This window comes from Aestuariibaculum scopimerae, assembly GCF_059428085.1.
In genome coordinates this window covers 2458280-2478006 of the sequence record NZ_CM182089.1, presented here as the reverse complement: position 1 = coordinate 2478006, position 19727 = coordinate 2458280, and the positions used below count along the sequence as shown (strand labels likewise).

The following is a 19727-nucleotide window of genomic DNA, read 5'->3' as shown; positions in this document are numbered from 1 at the left end:
AGTAATTTACAAAGGGCCGTATAAAATATTTTACACGGCCCTTTTTTATTCTTTAAATGCAGGTCTTCTAATCCTAAATGATTAATTTATTTATTAACAAGTTGGTATGTTATCTTATTTTTAAAAGTATGCCATAATGCTGCATCTCCATCAATAGTAAAAGTTTCAGAATTTTTAAAAGCTGTTGAAATAAGACCTCCAACACTACCCGCCGCAGCACCTACAAGCCCAAAAGCCAAAGCACCTTCACCAGCTGTATATCCAAAAACCCAGGCATCAGGATCTGCCGATGATGCTCCAATAATCGCTCCTGTAGCAGCACCTACACCCGCCCCAATAAGTACATTATTACCATGGGCATGTTTTGCTTTTATTTGTCCTATATCTTGGTATCTTAATTTTATTTCTTCTTGGTTTCCATGAATCCCTAAAATAGAATCATTAATATAAACCACATGGCCTTTTGCTATTTTTTTACCTTCTAAATTGTACACTCTTAAAAATAATTGATTTGAATTTGTTTTCTTTTGCGCAAAAGCCTGTATTCCAAACATTAAAGCTACACAAAAAGGTACTATTACTAATTTTTTTGTTATTGTTTTCATGATTACTGTTTTTATTTATTATAATTTATAGGTAAGTCCTATGATGGTGGATTTAATATCACCCTGCCCTTCTTCTAAGATAGCGCTAAAGGTCCATTTCTTAATTCTTAAACCAAATGTAAAGCCATTAAAGCCTGTGCCGCCTTCATACTCCTCAGGAGCTCTGTAATTCAACAAATCACCTATATACAATCCTAATGCAAATGCACTATCTTCAGACGTTTTAAATACATATTCCGAATAGAAGTTATAGGTAAGCATAGATTTTGGATTGGCTACCACAAGTGCCTCATCGCTACTTTTAGATAGCATAGCCAATTTATCTTGATAAGGACCAAATTCATTTAAGTAAGCCATTTCAACACCAATAAAACGCCAATCCATCTTAGGCCTTGAGTAGGTGTAATTAATGCCCGCTTTTGCATTGATATTATAAAACTTTTTTACCTCACCGTCTGTAATTAAGTCGTTATACCCTTCTGTAAAATGATAAGACCCAAAGGAAAAACCTGCCCCGTAATAAAAGTTATAATGACGTGCTGTTGTATTACGATGAACTTTTAAATCAAAAATGGTCTTTTTATCTTTAAAGTCAGCATCATACTGAGGGTGTTTCCCCATACTTAACGACGCAGAAGCATACGTATTCGATGTTTTTTCATCTACATAATGTGCTTTTTCGGTGTAAGACTTAATAGACCCATAGGAACCGGTTGTGTATACCCTATTAACACCACAAGAGGTGATAATCATTAAAAGAGCCATTGTTTTTAAAATTCTTAAAATTGTTTTCATTGTGTTAGTTATTTAATTAGAAAATATATGTCAATACGGCTTTAATATGAGCGCCAGGAATTTTATCCGGTTTCTGGTTTTCAAAATTCAACACACCTATATTATATACTGATTGCATACTTATACAACCTAGCACTTTACATGTAAAGCCTAGTTTAAAGCCAAGATCAAAATCATTATACTTCTGTTTTAAATTGTAAACACCCTTTACGTAGCTAAAGGACTTATTAAACAATCCACCAGTCTGTGGCTCTATCAAAATATCTAATGAGTCAAAAAGGTTTATATACTTATTGATAGTCATTATCTCAGAACCATTAAGTGCCTCAATAAAATTGTACTTGGTATTCTGGGCATTTATTTGAAATACCAATCCAACAATGAGAATTATTTTAAAGACTAATTGCATAATTTCTGTGCTTTGTACAAATATATTTTGGGTTTAAAAAAGGGCTGTCCAAGATTATGCATAGACGATAATTCTGGACAAACTACACTAGATAGCATGGGCTGTTAGCCTATTTTTAAGTGCAGCTGGCAACAAAGCATCCAAAACCATGAATGTTTTGTTTACACGGCCTGGAATAATTATTTCATGACCATTAATAAATTGCTTGATGGTGACTTTGGCAACGTCTTCCGGGTTCATAATGGATTGTCTAGAAATCCAACCTAAATGTCGATTCTGTATGCATAAACCTGTGGTAGTATTCATGCCTCCAGGACAAACAATAGAAACCGTAATGTTATAAGGCTTTAACTCCTTCCTTAAGCTTTTTGAAAAGGACAGCAAATAGGCCTTGGTGCCACCATACACCTGCTTTCTTGGAAGATGAAAAAAACTGGCCATACTGCTTACATTTAAAATACCTGAAGGTGCCTGTGCTTTTAAATCCTCCATGAAAAGCTTTATCAGTAACGTAGGGGTTGATACGTTTACGCGTATTTGTGTTAGAAAATAATCCTCAGACATCTCTCCAAATAGACCCTTACTTAGCATCCCCGCATTATTTACCAAATACTTAATGGTTATGTTATGGCACTTTACCAGCTGATGTAATCTTATACAATTATCTCTGGTGCTTAAATCCATTTCTAAGTAAAATACATCAATATTAAAATTCAACCTTAGAAAATCGCTTAGTACTGGCAGACCAGAATTTGGAAGTGCTACCAATACCAAATTCATATGTTTTTTTGCATATTCAATAGCAAGGGCTTTACCAAACCCTTGACTTGCTCCTGTTATTAATGTATACGGTTTCATTGTGAAAAGTTTATAGTTTGCTGTAATCCCAATTCTAAGGGGGTTATTGTATATTTCAATTCATTTTTGGCCTTATCAGAAATCGATAACCGATTTACAAACAAGGCGTCCAGAATACGGGGAGTAATTCCTGACATACCACCAACAACCAATGGAAGCATTCCAATAAAAGAAACCATGGCCTTTAAAAAAGGGTAATTGATTCTTACTATTTTAATATGGCTTTTGGAGAGTTGCCTAATTTTATTAAAAAGCTTTTCATAACTTATATTTTCACCCCCTATAATATATTTTTCATTTGTAATTGGGCTTTTCATGGCCAGTATATGGGCATTTACAACATCGTTCACATATACATAGTTAGAAGTGACCCACAACCTATCGGGTACTATTAAATAGTTTTTTTTCACAATAAGCTGTACCAGTCTATTAACACCACTGGAAAAAGTCTTTAAACCTGGACCATATACTTTTGAAACATTCAAAATAATACAAGCAAGGCCTTTATTGGCATAGGCTCTAACCCGCTCTTCCGACATACATTTTGTTAATTCATAATCATTTGAATACGATTCCAAACGTGGTTGGTTTTCGGTAATGGGAATATCCTTGTACGATGGCCCAAATGCCGAAAGTGTACTCGTGTAAATAAGCTTCTTTACTTTGGCCTGTAAGGCTGCCTGCAATACATTTTCAGTACCTAAAACATTCGTATTATAAAAAAGGCTTAACTGTTTGCATTTTAAATTGGTATAGGCCGCGGTATGAAACACATAGGCACACCCTTTAACTGCATGCCTTACAGAGTCTAAATCGCAAATATCCCCTTTTAATGGTTGGATATTATTATGCTGTGGCACCTTGTCTGAATACAAGTCCCTTACCAAAGCCATGACCTGATATCCGTCTTGGGCCAATGTTAAAGCCAACTGATGTCCTATATATCCAGTGGCTCCTGTAACTAATACTTTCATAATATCTTTCTTTTAGTAGTTAAATGATTAAACATGGAAACTTCATAAACTGCCGACAAGGCCAAATGCATTAAGAATGCATACCATATGCTATGTGTTAAGTAAGTAAAAAGGCATAGCAGTATTCCAAAGGGTATGGCGCCTAATACTTCTTTCCTAGAGTCGAATATGTGAATGAGTACATATAAAAGCGTCGCGCAAAGGATAGCTGCCCCTAAACCAGTAAACTCTAGAAACAGAAACAATAAAATGCCCCTAAAGAAAAACTCGTAGCAAAGCAAAAACGAAAATCTTATTATAAAATAAAACCACACATTAGAAACACTAAAATTTACCGTGTTAGTCTCGTGTATAGACTGCTGTTTTGTAAAAGCCTTGTAAGACACATAAGCTGAAAGAAACAGCATCGTTAAAAATGACGTTAAAACAGCTAACTTTGGTACAGATATGATTTCTATAAGGTATCTTAACTCAGGAACCATTAAAAAAGGAAGTGCTCCAAAAAGTACCATGCCCAATACATGCTTTAAATTTAAAAGCCTTAAACCATTGGTGGTCATTAGTGCTTTTTCCAAATTAACAACCCCAATCTTTTTGTAAACAAGGCTCACCAAAAAATATGTAGAGAAAATCACCGTAAAAAGCACTCCTGTTGTAGCAGACACGTTCATGATGTTATAGGAATTAATGTTACATTAAACAATTTGCTAACGGCATCTATTTTTACACATCTTCCGTGCTTGTAATAAAAAATGTTATAGGCATTTTTTGACAGCAACACTTTATATTTGCTGTCCCCCATGGGTTTAACTTCAACCATAGCTTTTAAATTATCACAAAACACAGTCTGGATACTTTTAGGCTCATTAAAATAAAGCGTAATGAGGTTGTGCTTAATATGCTTCAAATTCAGTTTTTGGTTGCTTTTAACTGATTTAAGCTGATAGCCCGCTTCCTTTAGAAGGATTTGTTGATTTGTTTTAGGCTTATCATTTAGGGTTCGGAATATGGAAGAGTACACCATAACATGATCCCTATAAATCGTAGTTTCTTTTGCGGTAATATTAAATGTTACTAAAAGCTTTGCCTTGATGTGGCTTTCTGAAGCATAAATAATCGAGTCGCCAACAACTTGTTTTTTTATTTTAATCTCTCCAATAACAGCATCATTTTTAATAACATGGTATGTAGCCACCTTGTTTACATCAGCTTTATTAAAAGCCAATGTACCTAGTATTAATAGTGTTAAGAAAAAGGCCTTTACCCTATAAGCTATTCTTTTAATAGCTTCTTTACGTTTGGCTATTGTAGCGTGTCGCTTAAACCTTTTAAAAACGTATAAAATTAGAACTGGTATCATAACTAAAAGTTTTTAGATTATTTGCTAATCATAAAATTATTAGTAGCACCAGGTTTTAATGTCCTAGATGTTCTATGGTGTAAATATTAGGATGTCCAACGATAATCTCGGACGCTCAGAGCTCTAAAACAACACCTAAAAGCGTTGCCTGAAACTTGTAGGTGTTTCTGAAGTGAATTTTTTAAAAGCCGAATAGAAGGTTGATTTGGAGTTAAAACCACATTCCAAACCAATGGCCACAATGGTATAGGCACTAAATTCATCATTAGACAAAAACTTTTTGGCCTGTTGTACCCTTAAATAATTTATAAAGTCTGAAAAGTTATATTGGCTGTAGGTATTAACAAGCTTTGAAAAGTGGCTCTTGCTCATACCCAGTTCTCCGGTGATGGTTTCCATGCTTAAAAGCGGGTCTAAATACAACTTGTTTTTAATAATGTGATTTTTTATGTTTTCAAATTCTTTTTGGTGTTTTTCATTATAAATATCGCTACTACCTTGCTCCTGCGATTTTACATGGTTGTCTGCCCCAATCAACACCTTATCGGTATGGATAGTACTTCTTAAAGAAATTCGGTCTTGCACTACATTGTATTTATAAAAACCTTGATATCCAATCCAGTACAAAAGTATTGACGAGCTTAGTCTAAGTGGAATATAGGCTGTTTCATCACCAGTAACTGTTTTTATAATTACGGCAAACGCCCAAAATGCAATTACAAAAGCCCCCAAACGGATAAACCATTTTATCCAATTTAAATCGTCATAACTCAAAATAAAATCCAATAAATAGTGACGTCTAAAAATGAGCAAACAGGTATTTGCGAAAAAGAACAGACTGTACAACAAATTAAAAATATCTTCAATGGTTGTATAGTTATAGATTAAAGACGTATCCCGGTTGGGCACCTCATGGTATACATAAGAAATAAGGCAAAGTCTAATAACAATCTCTACAACAAAAAGAACCAATGTTGGTTTAATAAAATCATTCACCCGTTTTTCAACCTTTATAAAATGGATGGTAAAAGCATAAAACATGGGAAGAATTAAAACATACCAGGGAACCAACATGTTTTTCAAAAGAAACATATCCGACGAATAGCCATTATCTATAAGCCATCGCTGTAAATTGTTTAACGAAATAAACAACACCGTTAAATTTAAGAACACAATGGTTTTATCATACTTCTTTTTTACAAATAAGGTGACAAGGTTAAAGCCAAAGCCTTGAATGACACCAGCTATAAGAAAAAAGTTTATGACCGACACTAAGTCCATACTAAAAAGCTACGCATTATATTAGATACCTGCTCTAAAACCAAAAGCACAGCCGCTTTAAAGGCTGTCCTTAAATAATAATTTACTTCGTTTAAAACGAAGATAGCAAAAATGTCTGAAAAGTTTATTTAGGGAATCAAAATACTGAAGCTTGTAACTTACTATTTATCAACTATATAAAATATGGCGGGGCCTATTGAACTTTACAAGCCTTAAAGCGTGAAGATTTTATGAAATATTGAATGAAGTTACTAAACCAGAATACGATTTCATTGTTGCTTGCTCGGGAATATCCTGGCTAAGACGCTGTTTGTAATCTTTACTAATTACCACATAATAAAGATACATATCCAAGCCACTCTGTATAAGCCTTTTAAACACCCCCGATTCTTTTTTTTGTTGTTGTAATGTTTTCATTGTTAATAGCTTTTGGTTTGTGCCGTAAAAAATTTGTTTCTCCTTCTTATTACACAAACTTACTTTGCATTTATTGATAATCATTAGACCAAAATGCTTAAAAATTCATTTATTTTTCTTATTTTTCACAAAATCACCTGCTTTCCTACTCACAATTCTTAAAAAATGCAAGAGCAATTTATCCAGTATTTAAAGGCCAAATCGCAAGACAACACCTCTTTTGTAGAAGACATTGCCAGTATTTTAGATATTGGTTATGATGCCGCCTACCGACGCATCAATTTAAAAACCAGCTTGTCTTTAGATGAAAGTGTTAAATTAGCTAAGCACTATAAAATTTCATTAAATAAATTGTTTGAAGTTGGTAGCCAAAATACGATAACAACCGATATATCGCCCCCCATACACGACAAGGCAGATTTAGAACTGTGGTTAAAGCAATCCTATAACAGTGTTATTCCCTTAACCAAGCTTAAAAGTGCCTCTATGATTTATTCGGCAAAAGACATTCCACTGTTCCACACACTTAAAGACTCCTATTTATCCCGATACAAAATGTATGTATGGCTTAAAGATGTGGATCCAGAAATGACCCGCAATAAAGTATCATTTAGCGATTTTATAAAGGATATTCCAGAATCCTTACTAGAGCAAGCTTTTACTTTAGGAGAAGTTTATAAAGACATCAATATCACTGAAATTTGGAACAATACCACCATCAATGGGTCCTTACAGCAAGTATTATATTATTTTGAGGCTGGAGCCCTTTCTAAAGAACTGGCCCTTCTTATCTGTACCGATATTGAAGACGTTATTCGGCATGTAGAAAAACAAGCTATACAGCAATGTTTAATTGGATCAAAAAATAAATCTATATACAACCTATATATAAACGACATACATACCATGAGCAATACCATCATGGTAAAAACACCCTATCAAAAAATATTTTTTACCCCCTTTACCGTAATTAGCTACTTTAAAATAGAGCACCAACCTACTTGTGAACTCATGTACGAGTTTTTTGAAAAACAAATGAGCATTTCCAAGCTATTAGTAAATGCAGGTGAAAAAGACCGTTCCTTATTCTTTAACCGCATGCACCAAAAAATCAATAGGTTACGAGAGCGTATTATTATTGACAATGATGCATTTGATTTTGAATAGCAAACGTTAAATCTCGTTAAAAATTTGCTTTTCTGCTTATTTTCATTATCTTATGGGTTATGATTTACGAAGACAAAGCAAAATATTCAAACATCCTAGAAGATTCCATCACCTATTTAGAGAACCACGGTTTTGAAAATATTAAAGCCGATTTAGATGGATATGAGACCCCGAAATCTTACCTTAAATCTGGTAGCGATATCTCTATCACACCTGATATTGTTGCAGAAAAAGAAGGTAGAAAACATTATTTTGATATCAGTTTAAAATCTGAAAAACCTAAACTTTTAAAATCCAAATGGTTATTTCTTAACACACTTAGTACCCTAAAATCATCACGCTTTAGGTTAATTACCGCTAGGGGGCACTATAAATTTACCCAAGAAATGCTAGAGGCCATTAATTTACCCAACAAATCATTAATAAAGATCTAAAAAAACATAACACTTTTGTACCCATTGGTTTCTACCGTACATTTCAGTGTTTACAAGCCTTTTGTTAGATTATCTCAATCTTGCTAACGATGTATGCAAAATAATTTCAATTTTTTTGTAACATTTTTTATCTTTTGTACGTATAATCACTGAATAACAATATTCATATTTAACTTTTAGAGGAAAAAATTATTAAATGAGACAACTTAAAATTACGAAGCAGGTTACCAATAGAGAGACAGCTTCGTTAGACAAATACCTTCAGGAAATTGGAAAAGTTGACTTAATTACCGCAGATGAAGAAGTTGAATTGGCACAGCGTATTAAGGCAGGTGACCAAATTGCTTTGGAAAAATTAACCAAAGCCAACCTACGTTTCGTTGTATCGGTAGCTAAGCAGTATCAAAATCAGGGTTTAACATTACCCGATTTAATTAATGAAGGTAATTTAGGCCTAATTAAGGCTGCACAACGTTTTGATGAAACACGTGGATTTAAGTTTATATCTTACGCTGTTTGGTGGATTCGTCAATCCATTCTTCAAGCATTAGCGGAACAATCACGTATTGTACGTTTGCCCTTAAACAAAATTGGTTCTATTAACAAAATCAATAAAACCTTTGCCTTTTTAGAGCAAAGTCATGAACGTCCACCAAGTGCTGAAGAAATTGCAAAGGAATTGGATATGACCATTAACGATGTTAAAGAGTCTATGAAAAATTCTGGACGCCATGTAAGTATGGATGCCCCATTGGTAGAAGGTGAAGACTCTAACCTATACGATGTATTAAACAGTGGTGAGTCGCCAAACCCTGATAAGGAGCTATTGCACGAGTCGCTACGTACAGAAATCGAGCGGGCATTAGAAACCTTAACACCTCGTGAGGCCGACGTTATCCGTTTGTACTTTGGTTTGGGTAATCAACACCCAATGACTTTAGAAGAAATTGGCGAGACTTTCGACCTAACACGTGAGCGTGTAAGACAGATTAAGGAAAAGGCGATTCGTAGATTAAAACATACGTCTCGAAGTAAAATATTAAAGACCTATTTAGGATAGTAATTATATTTAATTACGACTAAATTACAGTAACAAACAGTTACACACATAACTGTTCGTTTTTTGATTGATGAAAGAACCCCCGGCTGATTACCGGGGGTTTGTTTTTTTATATGTATGATGTGTATCGCAATTAAAACTTTGCAATTAAAATTGGCTAAAACCTAAAACAAAACCACTATTTTTGTCAAAACCTTTTAAAAGATAGATGGACACAAAACTTATAGCACCTTCCCTATTAGCTGCCGATTTTGCAAACCTACAACGCGACATAGAAATGGTAAACCAAAGCGATGCTGATTGGTTCCACATTGATATCATGGATGGCGTATTTGTGCCTAACATCTCTTTTGGCATGCCCGTACTAAAAGCCATTACCAAACATACCCAAAAAACGGTTGATGTACATTTAATGATCGTAGAACCAGATCGCTACATAAAAACATTTGCCAATCTTGGGAGTGATATCTTAACTGTACATTACGAAGCATGCCCACATTTGCACCGTACACTTCAGGCCATAAAAGCCGAAGGTATGAAAGCAGGCGTATCTTTAAATCCACACACTAATGTAAGTCTACTGGAAGACACTATAAATGATATTGATTTGGTACTTATCATGAGTGTAAACCCTGGGTTTGGCGGACAAAGTTTTATTGAAAACACGTATACCAAAATAAAACAGTTAAAAGAACTCATTGCACGCAAAGGGGCCTCTACCATTATAGAAATAGATGGCGGTGTTACCACGGCTAATGCCAAAGCACTTACTCATGCAGGTGCCGATGTTTTAGTGGCAGGTAGTTTTGTTTTTAAAAGCAAGCACCCGCTTGAAACCATTAAAGAATTAAAAACTGCAGCTAATTCTTAATACTGCGTTATAAAATAATTCAATAAATCGGTAGTGGTCACAATACCTACCAAAATACCATCATCTACTACAGGTAAAGCATGGAACTCGCGTTCTGCTAATAAAATGGTTGCTTCTTTTATAGTAGTTTGGCTGTCAATAGTCACTACCTTTTTGGTCATTGCCTGCTCAATTGTAAATGTATTAAATACAACCGCATTAACATCATGCTCATCATTAGTTGTTTCAGCATAACTTATTTTTTGCAGATCTGTATAACTTACCATGCCAATAACAACATCAGAGCTTACCACCGGAATATGTTTTATTCTATGGGTATTAAATAACATTTCAGCGTGTTCTAAAGTATCACCTCTTTTAAGCGCAATAACATTTTTACTCATTATCTCAGAAACTGGGGTTCGCTGTTTCATATACTTTATTATTAATTAATATTTATTTTTATTACTGTTTTTTTATATGGATAATATACTATGCAGGGCTACTCCACAATTTATCGTCTATCAAATTGTTTTAGCAAATATTTTATTAAATCTGTAGTGGTAACAATCCCTACTAACTTATTATCATCTACAACCGGTAGCGCATGAAATTCCCTAGCGGCCAAGATCTCGGCAACCTCTTTTATAGAATGTGATGTAGACACACTTACAATGTTCTTTTTCATAACTTGCTCAATAGTAAACATGTTATAGATCATAGCATCTGCATCTATATCCATATCATTTGTAACATCAGCAAAACTAAGCCTTAATAAATCCGTATAACTTAGCATACCTACAATAACATGATCCGTAACAACAGGAATATGACGTATATGATGGGTTTTAAAAAGGCGTTCGGCAGTCTCTAAACTATCTTTCTTCTTTAATGTAATAACAGGTGCTGTCATTATCATAGATACAGGTGCTTTTCGTATCATAACAAGCGTATTTACAGTTAGCACACTAAAGTTATTAAACTACGCAGCAATAAAGCATGACAAAAGTCATGATTAAATCATTTAATACCCCGCTACAGTAAAATTTAGCATTTGCTTTACCTTTAAATAAACTTCTGGGAATTGTGCCCTAAAATCCTTTGGGGTTTCAATAAAATTCTCAATAATTACAGCTAGGAATTCAAATTGGTTGGTAAAGGCGTATTTTCTAAAATAATCCGACTCCATAAGCCTTATACGCAATGTATTATTGTTAACCAATAAATCAGAGAGTTCTTTAAAAGAATCACTAAAAATTGTAGAGCTTACATCACGCTCCTTAATACTATTAAAATGTATGGCATGGGTCAGTTCATGAATCCCTAAATTTAAATTATCCTTTTCGTTAAAAAAGCCTTTGGTAAAATCTTCCCAAGAAATCACCAGGGTCTCTAATTTAGGGTTAAATTCCCCTTTGTGGTAGGCCTCATTGGTTTTAGAGTAAAACCTTTTGGGGTAGATCACTATTTTAGAAATCAAGCCTATATAAAAATCCCTAAAACCAAAGGTGAGCATCACAGCCGTGGCCGATACCAATACCTTAACTTCATCATTAATAATCATCCCCTCCCTGCCAATAAAATCCTTATCCTTTATAAAAGAGGCCACACGATGCTCAAAGTGGCGCTTTTGTTTGGGTGTTAATTTTTTATAAAAAGAAAATTGATGTGTTAAAATATGCTTTTGTTTAGCACTCAAGCGCCTTAAGTAAAAATATATATGGTTGTACAAAGGTTTTTTATACTTAAGCACATAGCCCATCTCCAGTAGTTTAAAGGCATAGTAAAACAGAATATAGGCTAAAACAGCAAGTAAAATTCCAAGAATGATATTGCTACCTAAGCTAAATTCTTTGGTGGTTATTAGGGTTGGCATCAAATAATAACGTCGGTTTTAAAATTTAATTACGTTAAATGTATTAAAAAAATAGAGATTTGTTTTCAATTATTTGAAGCTATAAGTTAGTAGAAATCTAAACTTATAAAATCAAGCGCGCTTATTTAAACACTAAATTGGGATTATTATCGTCATCCCCCAATGATCCGATGGGATTACTTTCGTCATCCCTCAAAGCTCCGCTTTGAAAATAAAAATTCCAAACTTATAAATTCAAGCGAGCTTGATTTAACACTGAATTGGGATTACCATTGTCATCCCCCAATGATCCGATGGGATTACTTTCGTCATCCCTCAAAGCTCCGCTTTGAAAATAAAAATTCCAAACTTATAAATTCAAGCGAGCTTGATTTAACGTTTGGAATTTTTATTTATTCGTGACCGCGGAGGGATTCGAACCCCCAACCCTCAGAGCCGAAATCTGATATTCTATCCAGTTGAACTACGCAGCCTCTTATTTATTGAGATAATTTAGCCTTAACTATACTAGATATGGTTTTGCCATCGGCCTTACCAGCCAATTTCTGGGTAACCACACCCATAACCTTACCCATATCTTTCATGCCTTCTGCTCCTACTGCTGTGATAACTTCTACCACCACTTGCTCTATAGCGTCTTCAGACATGGCTTCTGGTAAAAACTGACTGATAACCTCTGCCTCTGCCAATTCAGGCGCTGCCAAGTCTTCCCGACCTTGATCTATATAAATAGCAGCACTGTCCTTTCTTTGTTTTACCAACTTTTGAAGCATTTTAAGCTCCTGCTCTTCTGTTAACCCTGCTTGTCCACCACTTTCTGTTTGCGCTAATAAAATGGCCGATTTTACAGCACGTAAAGCTGTTAAAGCGGTTTGGTCCTTAGCCTTCATAGCTGCTTTTAAAGCCGTCATAACATCTTGTTGTAAACTCATGGTACGTTTTTATTAGAATGCGAATATATAAAAAAAGTCCCTAAAGGCACCGTTAAAAAAAACTATAAAATGTTACTGTTTATATTTTAGTGCTTAAAAGTTCCAGTATATAACCAATAAGAATTAAAAACCCGAAAAGCTGAGGGATGCCTTTCGGGTTCATAACTAAAGTAAGGTCAGTGTACTAAATTAATCTACATTATCGTGTAAAAAGGAATTGTTACTTCTTAATTGCACGTCGTCATTATCATCTAAACCAACACTGGTTCGAGACATATCTGTTTCCGAAGAATGCTTGGCTTCATTTAAGTGAACCCCCTGTCGTTTGTAAGCTGGTACTTTTTCTATATCATCAATCTTGGCATTATTGAACTTATAATTAAAGTCCTTCATCTTACGTCTGCGTTCCTCGGCACGTTCTTTAAGCATTTCTGAAATAGGGGTGTTTATGGGGTCTATTTCGGCTGCTACATCTTCTTCTGCAGCGGCTTCTTCTTTTATAACTTTCTTTTCAAAAACAATATCCTCATCCATTTCTTCTACCAACTCACCAGAATCTTTTTGTCTTTTATTCATAGACGATTCTACTTCAATATAATCTTCAAGTGCATAACGCACGTCTCCTTCTTCGTTAGATTCTGTTACGGGTATAAGCTCTACATAATCATTTACTGAAATATCCTTAACTTCATCATCTTTTATACCAAAAGATACCACATCTTCACTACCTGTATCTTCATCTTTTTTAGATAATGGCAAATCAAATGTTAATGTTATTTGTTGCTCTTCTTCAACTTCTATCTTTTCAGGTTTCGACATTTTAGTTACAGGCTTGATAACAAAATCATCGTCTTGCTGAATTTTGCCTTTTACTTCTTCATAATCTACCTCTAGATCCTTAATGGCACTGGAGGTAGGAATTAATGGATCGGGATTTAAAGGTGTATTCTGCTCAGTTTTTTGAACGGGTTTGTTGGCTGCTTTACTAGGCATTTCAGGTTCGACCTCTTCTATATCCAACGTATGCCTAACTACAGGTGGTTCTTTCTTTTCGGTTAATTCTATAACTGGAGCTATAATTACGGGGTCTTTATCACTTTTTGCATTGGCCTCATTATCATCACCAAGGGAATGCACCACTTTTTTAGATTCGGTATTAGAAATTTCGTCCTGTTGCTCAATATTAAATCCAGTAGCTATGATAGTAACCGCAATAGACTCTTCTAGGGTATCGTCTTCACCCACACCCATAATAATATTGGCACCATGGCCTGCTTCGTTTTGAATATGATCGTTAATCTCACCAATTTCGTCAATGGTAATTTCATGAGATCCAGAGACAATAAGCAGTAATACATTTTTTGCACCTGTAATCTTATTATCGTTAAGTAAAGGAGAATCCAAAGCTTTGCTTATAGCTTCTTTGGCACGGTTTTGTCCCGATGCCAAGGCCGATCCCATAATGGCCGTTCCACTATTGCTCAATACGGTTTTTGCATCCCGTAAATCGATGTTTTGTGTGTAATGGTGCGTTATTACTTCGGCTATACCACGAGCAGCTGTAGATAGCACTTCATCAGCTTTTGAGAATCCTGCTTTAAATCCAAGATTACCATAAACTTCACGAAGCTTGTTATTATTGATCACGATTAAAGAGTCAACAACATCTCTTAAGTTTTCAATACCCTTTTGGGCTTGTTCTATACGCATTTTTCCTTCAAACTGGAACGGCATGGTTACGATCCCTACGGTTAAGATATCAGAATCTTTAGCCATTTTAGCAATAATAGGCGCTGCACCAGTACCGGTACCACCTCCCATGCCTGCGGTAATAAAAACCATTTTTGTATTGGAGTCTAGCATGCTTGAAATGTCTTCAAAACTTTCCACTGCCGATTTTTCACCAACATCTGGGTTAGCGCCTGCTCCCAATCCTTCGGTTAGGTTAACCCCTAACTGAATTTTGTTGGGCACGCCACTATTTTGAAGTGCTTGGGCATCGGTATTACAAATATAAAAATCTACGCCTTTTATACCTTGTTGGAACATGTGGTTTATAGCATTGCTGCCACCGCCGCCAACACCAATAACTTTAATAACGTTCGATTGATTTTTGGGTAAATCAAATGCGATACTGTCGAATTCTTTTTTGCTGCTCATAAATTCTGTTTTACTGGTATATTATTCTTTGTTGTTTACTTTTTTATCACTAATCCTCTTACTCGGCGTTATCTAAAAAATCCTTGACACGCTCGGTTAATTTATCTAGAAAAGAACGACGTTCTTTTATGGGTTTCTGTTTTACATCCTCAACGGGTGCTTCTTCATCGTTGGCTGTTGGCTTTACTTCTTGCTGCTCAGCTTTCCTTCGTTCATGGCGCTTAAGTCCATCCAACACCAACCCTACGGCCGTGGCGTAAAGCGGACTCGTAATATCATCATCACTATCACCAGCTAAATGCTCATTTGGATAGCCTATACGGGTATCCATACCTGTTATATATTCTACTAATTGCTTTAAGTGCTTTAATTGGCTACCGCCACCTGTTAGTACAATTCCTGCAATAAGTTTTTTCTTTTGTTCCTCGTGCCCGTAATTCTTTATTTCTACATAAACCTGCTCAACAATTTCCACAACGCGGGCATGTATGATTTTTGAAAGGTTTTTAAGGGTGATTTCCTTAGGTTCCCTACCCCTTAAGCCTGGTATGGATACTATTTCGTTATCCTTGTTTTCACCTGGCCAAGCAGAACCAAATTTTATTTTTAACAATTCGGCTTGCTTTTCAATAATGGAACAACCTTCTTTAATGTCTTCTGTAATAACATTACCTCCAAAAGGAATCACGGCAGTATGGCGAATAATGCCATCTCTAAAAATGGCAAGATCGGTGGTACCACCTCCAATATCTATCAAGGCTACGCCTGCCTCTTTTTCTTCTTGACTAAGCACGGCATTTGCTGATGCTAAAGGCTCTAAGGTAATTCCCTCCAGGTTTAAGCCTGAGCTCTGTATGCAACGGCCAATATTTCTAATGGATGATACCTGCCCCACTACAACATGGAAGTTGGCCTCTAAACGTCCACCATACATCCCAATGGGCTCTTTTATTTCTGCTTGTCCGTCAACTTTATATTCTTGTGGCAACACATGTATAATCTCTTCTCCTGGCAGCATTACCAATTTATGCACTTGGTTGATAAGCCTATCAATATCATCATCATCTATAACCGTTTCAGAATTGGATCTGGTAATGTAATCACTATGCTGCAAACTTCTAATATGCTGTCCTGCAATACCAACGGTAACATCTTCAATTTTCATATCTGCAGCCACCTCAGCTTCTTGAACTGCTTGCTGTATGGATTGAATGGTTTGGGTAATATTATTTACCACACCACGGTGCACGCCCAAACTTTTAGACTTGCCAATGCCTAAAATTTCGACTTTGCCGTACTCGTTCTTACGGCCAATCATAGCCACAATCTTTGTGGTTCCAATGTCTAACCCTACTGCTAAATTATGCTCCATTGTTTATATTTTGGTACATACTACTTGGTTGTCAAATTGCAAATTGACTTTACTATACTTATCTAGCGTTTGCTCTTTTAAACTTTTTTGATAGAACGCTTTTAAATTATTAATCTTCTTATCCAATAATTTCACATCACCTAACTGCACTAAAAAACGGCATTGTCTAAGCCTTAAAAAAAGGGTGTTATCTAAACTTTGATGAATTTCTATAACATGCTTTTTTAAAAACTCGTCCTTTGTAATTTTTTTTGCAACTACATAGATATTTTTCAAATTATTTTTTTCAACATAACCAGTAACTAAAGGCACACGAGCTGAATAATTGGCTGATAGCGGCATAAAAAAACCGTCATCGTCAATGTAGTAAGACGCATTGGTACTTACCCTCGCAATAGGTGTTTTTTGTTCAATTTCGGCATTAAGTGTACCGTTTACAGTAACATACACTTCCGCCGTCTTTATCATTGGATTAGATTTTAGGGCAATTTCTAACTCATTCAAATCTAAAGTTTCTTTGGCTACATTTTTAACGCTCCCATAATTTTGTATTAACAATTTACTAACAGTTTCATTGGTTACAAAAAGGTTATTTTCTCCAACAAATGTTATCTGTGGTTTAGACACTGCTCTAGCAGCATTTTTTCTCGATGCAAAAGCAAACAAGAACACGGCCAAAACCAATAAAACCACCACTTTTATGTATCCCCAGTTAATTCGCAACACACAATGCTTTTTTAATATGTTTAACTTGTTCTCCTATATCTCCGGCACCTATGGTTAATATCACTTGTGCCCCACTTTGCTGTATGGTTTGTACCAAAACATCTTTACTTACTAATCGTTTATTTTCATTATTTATTTTATCTAGCAACCATGCCGATGTTATCCCTTCTATGGGCTGTTCTCTAGCTGGATAAATATCCAGTAACGCTATGGCATCAAACTGTGACAGGCTATCTGCAAAGGCATTGGCAAAATCTCGCGTTCTACTAAATAAATGTGGTTGAAAAATAGCGAGCACTTTTTTATGGGGATACATTTCCCTAATGGCTTGGTACACAGCATTAATCTCTTCGGGGTGGTGTGCATAATCGTCAATAAAAACCAAATCTTCGGTCTTTATTTGGTATGTAAATCGACGCTTAACACCTTTGTAAGACGCTAAAGCTTTGGCGAGCTGCCGGTGAGGGCAACCATATTCTACAGCCATCGCCAAGGCTATTAGTGCATTAGACAGATTGTGTCTCCCAGGTAGGTTAAATTGTATATTTTCAAGTATGGTTTTTGGTGTTTTTACATCAAAAACATAACTTCCATCTTCTATTTTTATATTTTGAATACTATAATCAGAATCATCCTCTATACCATAGGTTATACCCTTAATGGGTAAGCCATTTTTAACAAACAAAACACCATTGGGTTTTACTTTATTGGCAAAGTCCTTAAAGGATGTTATTAACGCCGTAGCATCACCATATATATCCAAATGATCGGCATCCATAGAGGTTATACAGGCTATATTGGGCGAAAGGGTTAAAAATGAGCGATCAAACTCATCGGCTTCTACTACGGTTACCTCGGTACCCTTGGTTATTAAATTAGAATTATAATTTTCGCTAATGCCTCCCAAAAAGGCTGTCACTGGTACATCACAAACATACATTAAATGCCCTAAAATGCTTGTTGTTGTTGTTTTACCGTGTGTACCCGCTACTGCCAAACAAAAGGTGTTTTCGGTTATCGTTCCCAAAACCTGGGAACGCTTTAATACCGTATAACCAAACTCTTTAAAATAAGCCAATTCGGCATGCTCTTTTGGTACTGCAGGTGTATAAACCACTAAGGTTGTTTCTTTATTTAAAAAGGGTTCTGGAATGTTTTTAACCGCATCACTAAAATGAACTTGCACACCTAAACCCATTAAATCATCGGTAATTTCGGTTGGTGTTTTGTCATACCCAGCCACCGTTTTACCATGACCCACAAAATAGCGTGCCAATGCACTCATGCCAATGCCTCCAATGCCAATAAAGTAAACGCTATGTACGGTATTTAAGTTCATGTTTTGTCTTTAAGAAGTTTTTCTACTTCATCTATAATATCTTTTGTAGCATTAACCAATGCCAATTTCTTTATGTTTTCACCTAAGGCTTTTTGTTTCTCTGGTGATGCAATGAGTTGTGAAAACTTATTTTCAAAATCCACGTCCAAATCTTCTTCTTTAATAATTAGGGCGGCATCCCGCTCTACGACAGCCATAGCATTCTTGGTTTGGTGATCTTCGGCCACATTGGGCGAGGGTATAAAAACAACTGGCTTACCAACAATGCAAAGCTCTGAAACCGAACTGGCTCCGGCCCTAGATATTATTATATCTGCTGCAGCATAAGCAAAATCCATATTGTTCAAAAACTCATACACTTGAATGTTATTGGTATTATTGTAAATTTTATAATCTTGGTAATACAGTTTACCACATTGCCAAATAATCTGTACGTTTTGGGTATCAAAAAAATCCAGTTTTGTTTCAATCAATTCGTTAATACGTCTTGCTCCCAAACTCCCTCCAATAACCAACAAGGTATATTTTCCATGTTTTAGATTAAAGAAGTTTTTGGCCTCAACGGTTTTTGTTTCAATATTTAACAGTCCCTGACGCACTGGGTTACCCGTTTTTATTATCTTATCTTTTGGAAAAAACCGCTCCAAACCATCATAAGCTACACAAATCTTTTTGGCCTTTTTGGCCAGTAGTTTATTGGTAATGCCCGGATACGAATTCTGTTCCTGTATTAAGCTTGGAATGTTATTGGCTGCAGCCACATACAACAAGGGGCCGCTGGCAAAACCGCCTGTGCCAATAGCTACATCTGGCTTAAATGCTTTTACAATGTTTCTGGCTCGCCATAAACTACTTATCAATTTAAACGGAAACAAGAGATTCTTCATGGTTAGTTGGCGTTGAATTCCAGAAATCCAAAGCCCTTTAATCTCATAACCAGCCTGTGGCACTTTTTCCATCTCCATACGGTCTTTAGCGCCAACAAATAAAAACTCTGCATCCGGAAATCGGGATTTCAATGCATTCGCTATAGCTACCGCAGGATAAATGTGCCCGCCTGTACCGCCACCTGATAGAATAATTTTATATGTCTTGGATTTACTGCTCACAAC

At 35.6% G+C, this 19727-nt stretch carries 22 protein-coding genes and 1 tRNA gene; 4 read left to right on the top strand and 19 right to left on the bottom strand.

Annotation, left to right across the window (positions count from 1 at the left end; all coding sequences use genetic code 11):
* Positions 1–86: 86 nt before the first annotated feature.
* The 9 genes from AC5SR4_RS10680 to AC5SR4_RS10640 all read right to left on the bottom strand — a co-directional run bounded on the left by AC5SR4_RS10680 (position 87) and on the right by AC5SR4_RS10640 (position 6699).
* Positions 87–605, bottom strand: a complete 519-nt coding sequence (locus AC5SR4_RS10680) for a hypothetical protein (RefSeq protein ID WP_495356233.1) — start codon at positions 603–605, stop codon at positions 87–89.
* A gap of 18 nt (positions 606–623) precedes the next feature.
* Positions 624–1400 (bottom strand): hypothetical protein, encoded by a 777-nt coding sequence (locus AC5SR4_RS10675; protein WP_495356232.1) that lies wholly within the window; start codon positions 1398–1400, stop codon positions 624–626.
* Positions 1401–1416: 16 nt separating this feature from the next.
* Positions 1417–1809, bottom strand: coding sequence for a hypothetical protein (locus AC5SR4_RS10670; protein WP_495356231.1), 393 nt, complete (start codon positions 1807–1809; stop codon positions 1417–1419).
* A gap of 87 nt (positions 1810–1896) precedes the next feature.
* Positions 1897–2667, bottom strand: a complete 771-nt coding sequence (locus tag AC5SR4_RS10665; protein ID WP_495356230.1) for an SDR family NAD(P)-dependent oxidoreductase — start codon at positions 2665–2667, stop codon at positions 1897–1899.
* Positions 2664–3641, bottom strand: a complete 978-nt coding sequence (locus tag AC5SR4_RS10660; protein ID WP_495356229.1) for an NAD-dependent epimerase/dehydratase family protein — start codon at positions 3639–3641, stop codon at positions 2664–2666. The genes AC5SR4_RS10665 and AC5SR4_RS10660 overlap by 4 nt, the downstream gene beginning before the upstream one ends.
* Complete coding sequence (locus tag AC5SR4_RS10655; RefSeq protein ID WP_495356228.1) at positions 3638–4312, bottom strand: CPBP family intramembrane glutamic endopeptidase; 675 nt, start codon at positions 4310–4312, stop codon at positions 3638–3640. Before AC5SR4_RS10655 ends, AC5SR4_RS10660 begins: the two co-directional genes overlap by 4 nt.
* Positions 4309–5001, bottom strand: coding sequence for a DUF6134 family protein (locus AC5SR4_RS10650; RefSeq protein WP_495356227.1), 693 nt, complete (start codon positions 4999–5001; stop codon positions 4309–4311). The genes AC5SR4_RS10655 and AC5SR4_RS10650 overlap by 4 nt, the downstream gene beginning before the upstream one ends.
* Positions 5002–5136: 135 nt before the next feature.
* A complete protein-coding gene (locus tag AC5SR4_RS10645) occupies positions 5137–6282 on the bottom strand; it encodes a helix-turn-helix domain-containing protein (protein ID WP_495356226.1) in 1146 nt (381 codons plus the stop codon).
* Positions 6283–6510: 228 nt separating this feature from the next.
* Positions 6511–6699, bottom strand: a complete 189-nt coding sequence (locus AC5SR4_RS10640; RefSeq protein WP_495356225.1) for a hypothetical protein — start codon at positions 6697–6699, stop codon at positions 6511–6513.
* A 165-nt stretch (positions 6700–6864) separates the two neighbouring features.
* Between AC5SR4_RS10640 and AC5SR4_RS10635 the strand changes: the two genes are divergently transcribed.
* From AC5SR4_RS10635 to rpe, 4 genes are all read left to right on the top strand, one after another.
* Positions 6865–7866 carry a hypothetical protein gene (locus AC5SR4_RS10635; protein WP_495356224.1) on the top strand — a complete coding sequence of 334 codons (1002 nt, stop codon included), beginning with the start codon at positions 6865–6867 and terminating at the stop codon, positions 7864–7866.
* A gap of 59 nt (positions 7867–7925) precedes the next feature.
* On the top strand, positions 7926–8300 hold the full coding sequence (locus AC5SR4_RS10630; RefSeq protein ID WP_495356223.1) for a hypothetical protein: 375 nt from the start codon (positions 7926–7928) through the stop codon (positions 8298–8300).
* Positions 8301–8496: 196 nt separating this feature from the next.
* The gene (locus tag AC5SR4_RS10625; protein ID WP_019387909.1) at positions 8497–9360 is read left to right on the top strand and encodes a sigma-70 family RNA polymerase sigma factor; all 864 of its coding nucleotides are present in this window, start codon (positions 8497–8499) and stop codon (positions 9358–9360) included.
* Between the two features lie 208 nt (positions 9361–9568).
* Positions 9569–10231 (top strand): ribulose-phosphate 3-epimerase, encoded by a 663-nt coding sequence (rpe, locus tag AC5SR4_RS10620; RefSeq protein ID WP_495356222.1) that lies wholly within the window; start codon positions 9569–9571, stop codon positions 10229–10231.
* Here the strand turns inward: rpe and AC5SR4_RS10615 are convergent.
* From AC5SR4_RS10615 to murG, 10 genes are all read right to left on the bottom strand, one after another.
* Positions 10228–10644 (bottom strand): CBS domain-containing protein, encoded by a 417-nt coding sequence (locus AC5SR4_RS10615; RefSeq protein ID WP_495356221.1) that lies wholly within the window; start codon positions 10642–10644, stop codon positions 10228–10230. The two genes, rpe and AC5SR4_RS10615, sit on opposite strands and share 4 nt — an antisense overlap.
* A gap of 80 nt (positions 10645–10724) precedes the next feature.
* Positions 10725–11153 carry a CBS domain-containing protein gene (locus AC5SR4_RS10610; RefSeq protein WP_495356220.1) on the bottom strand — a complete coding sequence of 143 codons (429 nt, stop codon included), beginning with the start codon at positions 11151–11153 and terminating at the stop codon, positions 10725–10727.
* Between the two features lie 81 nt (positions 11154–11234).
* A complete protein-coding gene (locus AC5SR4_RS10605; RefSeq protein WP_495356219.1) occupies positions 11235–12086 on the bottom strand; it encodes a zinc-dependent peptidase in 852 nt (283 codons plus the stop codon).
* A gap of 399 nt (positions 12087–12485) precedes the next feature.
* Positions 12486–12559, bottom strand: a tRNA-Arg gene (locus AC5SR4_RS10600).
* Positions 12560–12565: 6 nt separating this feature from the next.
* Positions 12566–13018, bottom strand: a complete 453-nt coding sequence (locus tag AC5SR4_RS10595; RefSeq protein ID WP_495356218.1) for a GatB/YqeY domain-containing protein — start codon at positions 13016–13018, stop codon at positions 12566–12568.
* Between the two features lie 189 nt (positions 13019–13207).
* Positions 13208–15178, bottom strand: coding sequence for a cell division protein FtsZ (ftsZ, locus tag AC5SR4_RS10590; RefSeq protein WP_495356217.1), 1971 nt, complete (start codon positions 15176–15178; stop codon positions 13208–13210).
* A gap of 58 nt (positions 15179–15236) precedes the next feature.
* Entirely contained in the window at positions 15237–16550 is a 1314-nt protein-coding gene (gene ftsA / locus AC5SR4_RS10585; protein ID WP_495356216.1) for a cell division protein FtsA, read from the bottom strand.
* 3 nt (positions 16551–16553) lie between these two features.
* A complete protein-coding gene (locus AC5SR4_RS10580; protein WP_495356215.1) occupies positions 16554–17276 on the bottom strand; it encodes a cell division protein FtsQ/DivIB in 723 nt (240 codons plus the stop codon).
* A complete protein-coding gene (gene murC / locus AC5SR4_RS10575; protein WP_495356214.1) occupies positions 17263–18615 on the bottom strand; it encodes a UDP-N-acetylmuramate--L-alanine ligase in 1353 nt (450 codons plus the stop codon). The genes AC5SR4_RS10580 and murC overlap by 14 nt, the downstream gene beginning before the upstream one ends.
* Positions 18612–19724, bottom strand: a complete 1113-nt coding sequence (gene murG, locus AC5SR4_RS10570) for an undecaprenyldiphospho-muramoylpentapeptide beta-N-acetylglucosaminyltransferase (protein WP_495356213.1) — start codon at positions 19722–19724, stop codon at positions 18612–18614. The genes murC and murG overlap by 4 nt, the downstream gene beginning before the upstream one ends.
* Between the last annotated feature and the right edge of the window lie 3 nt (positions 19725–19727).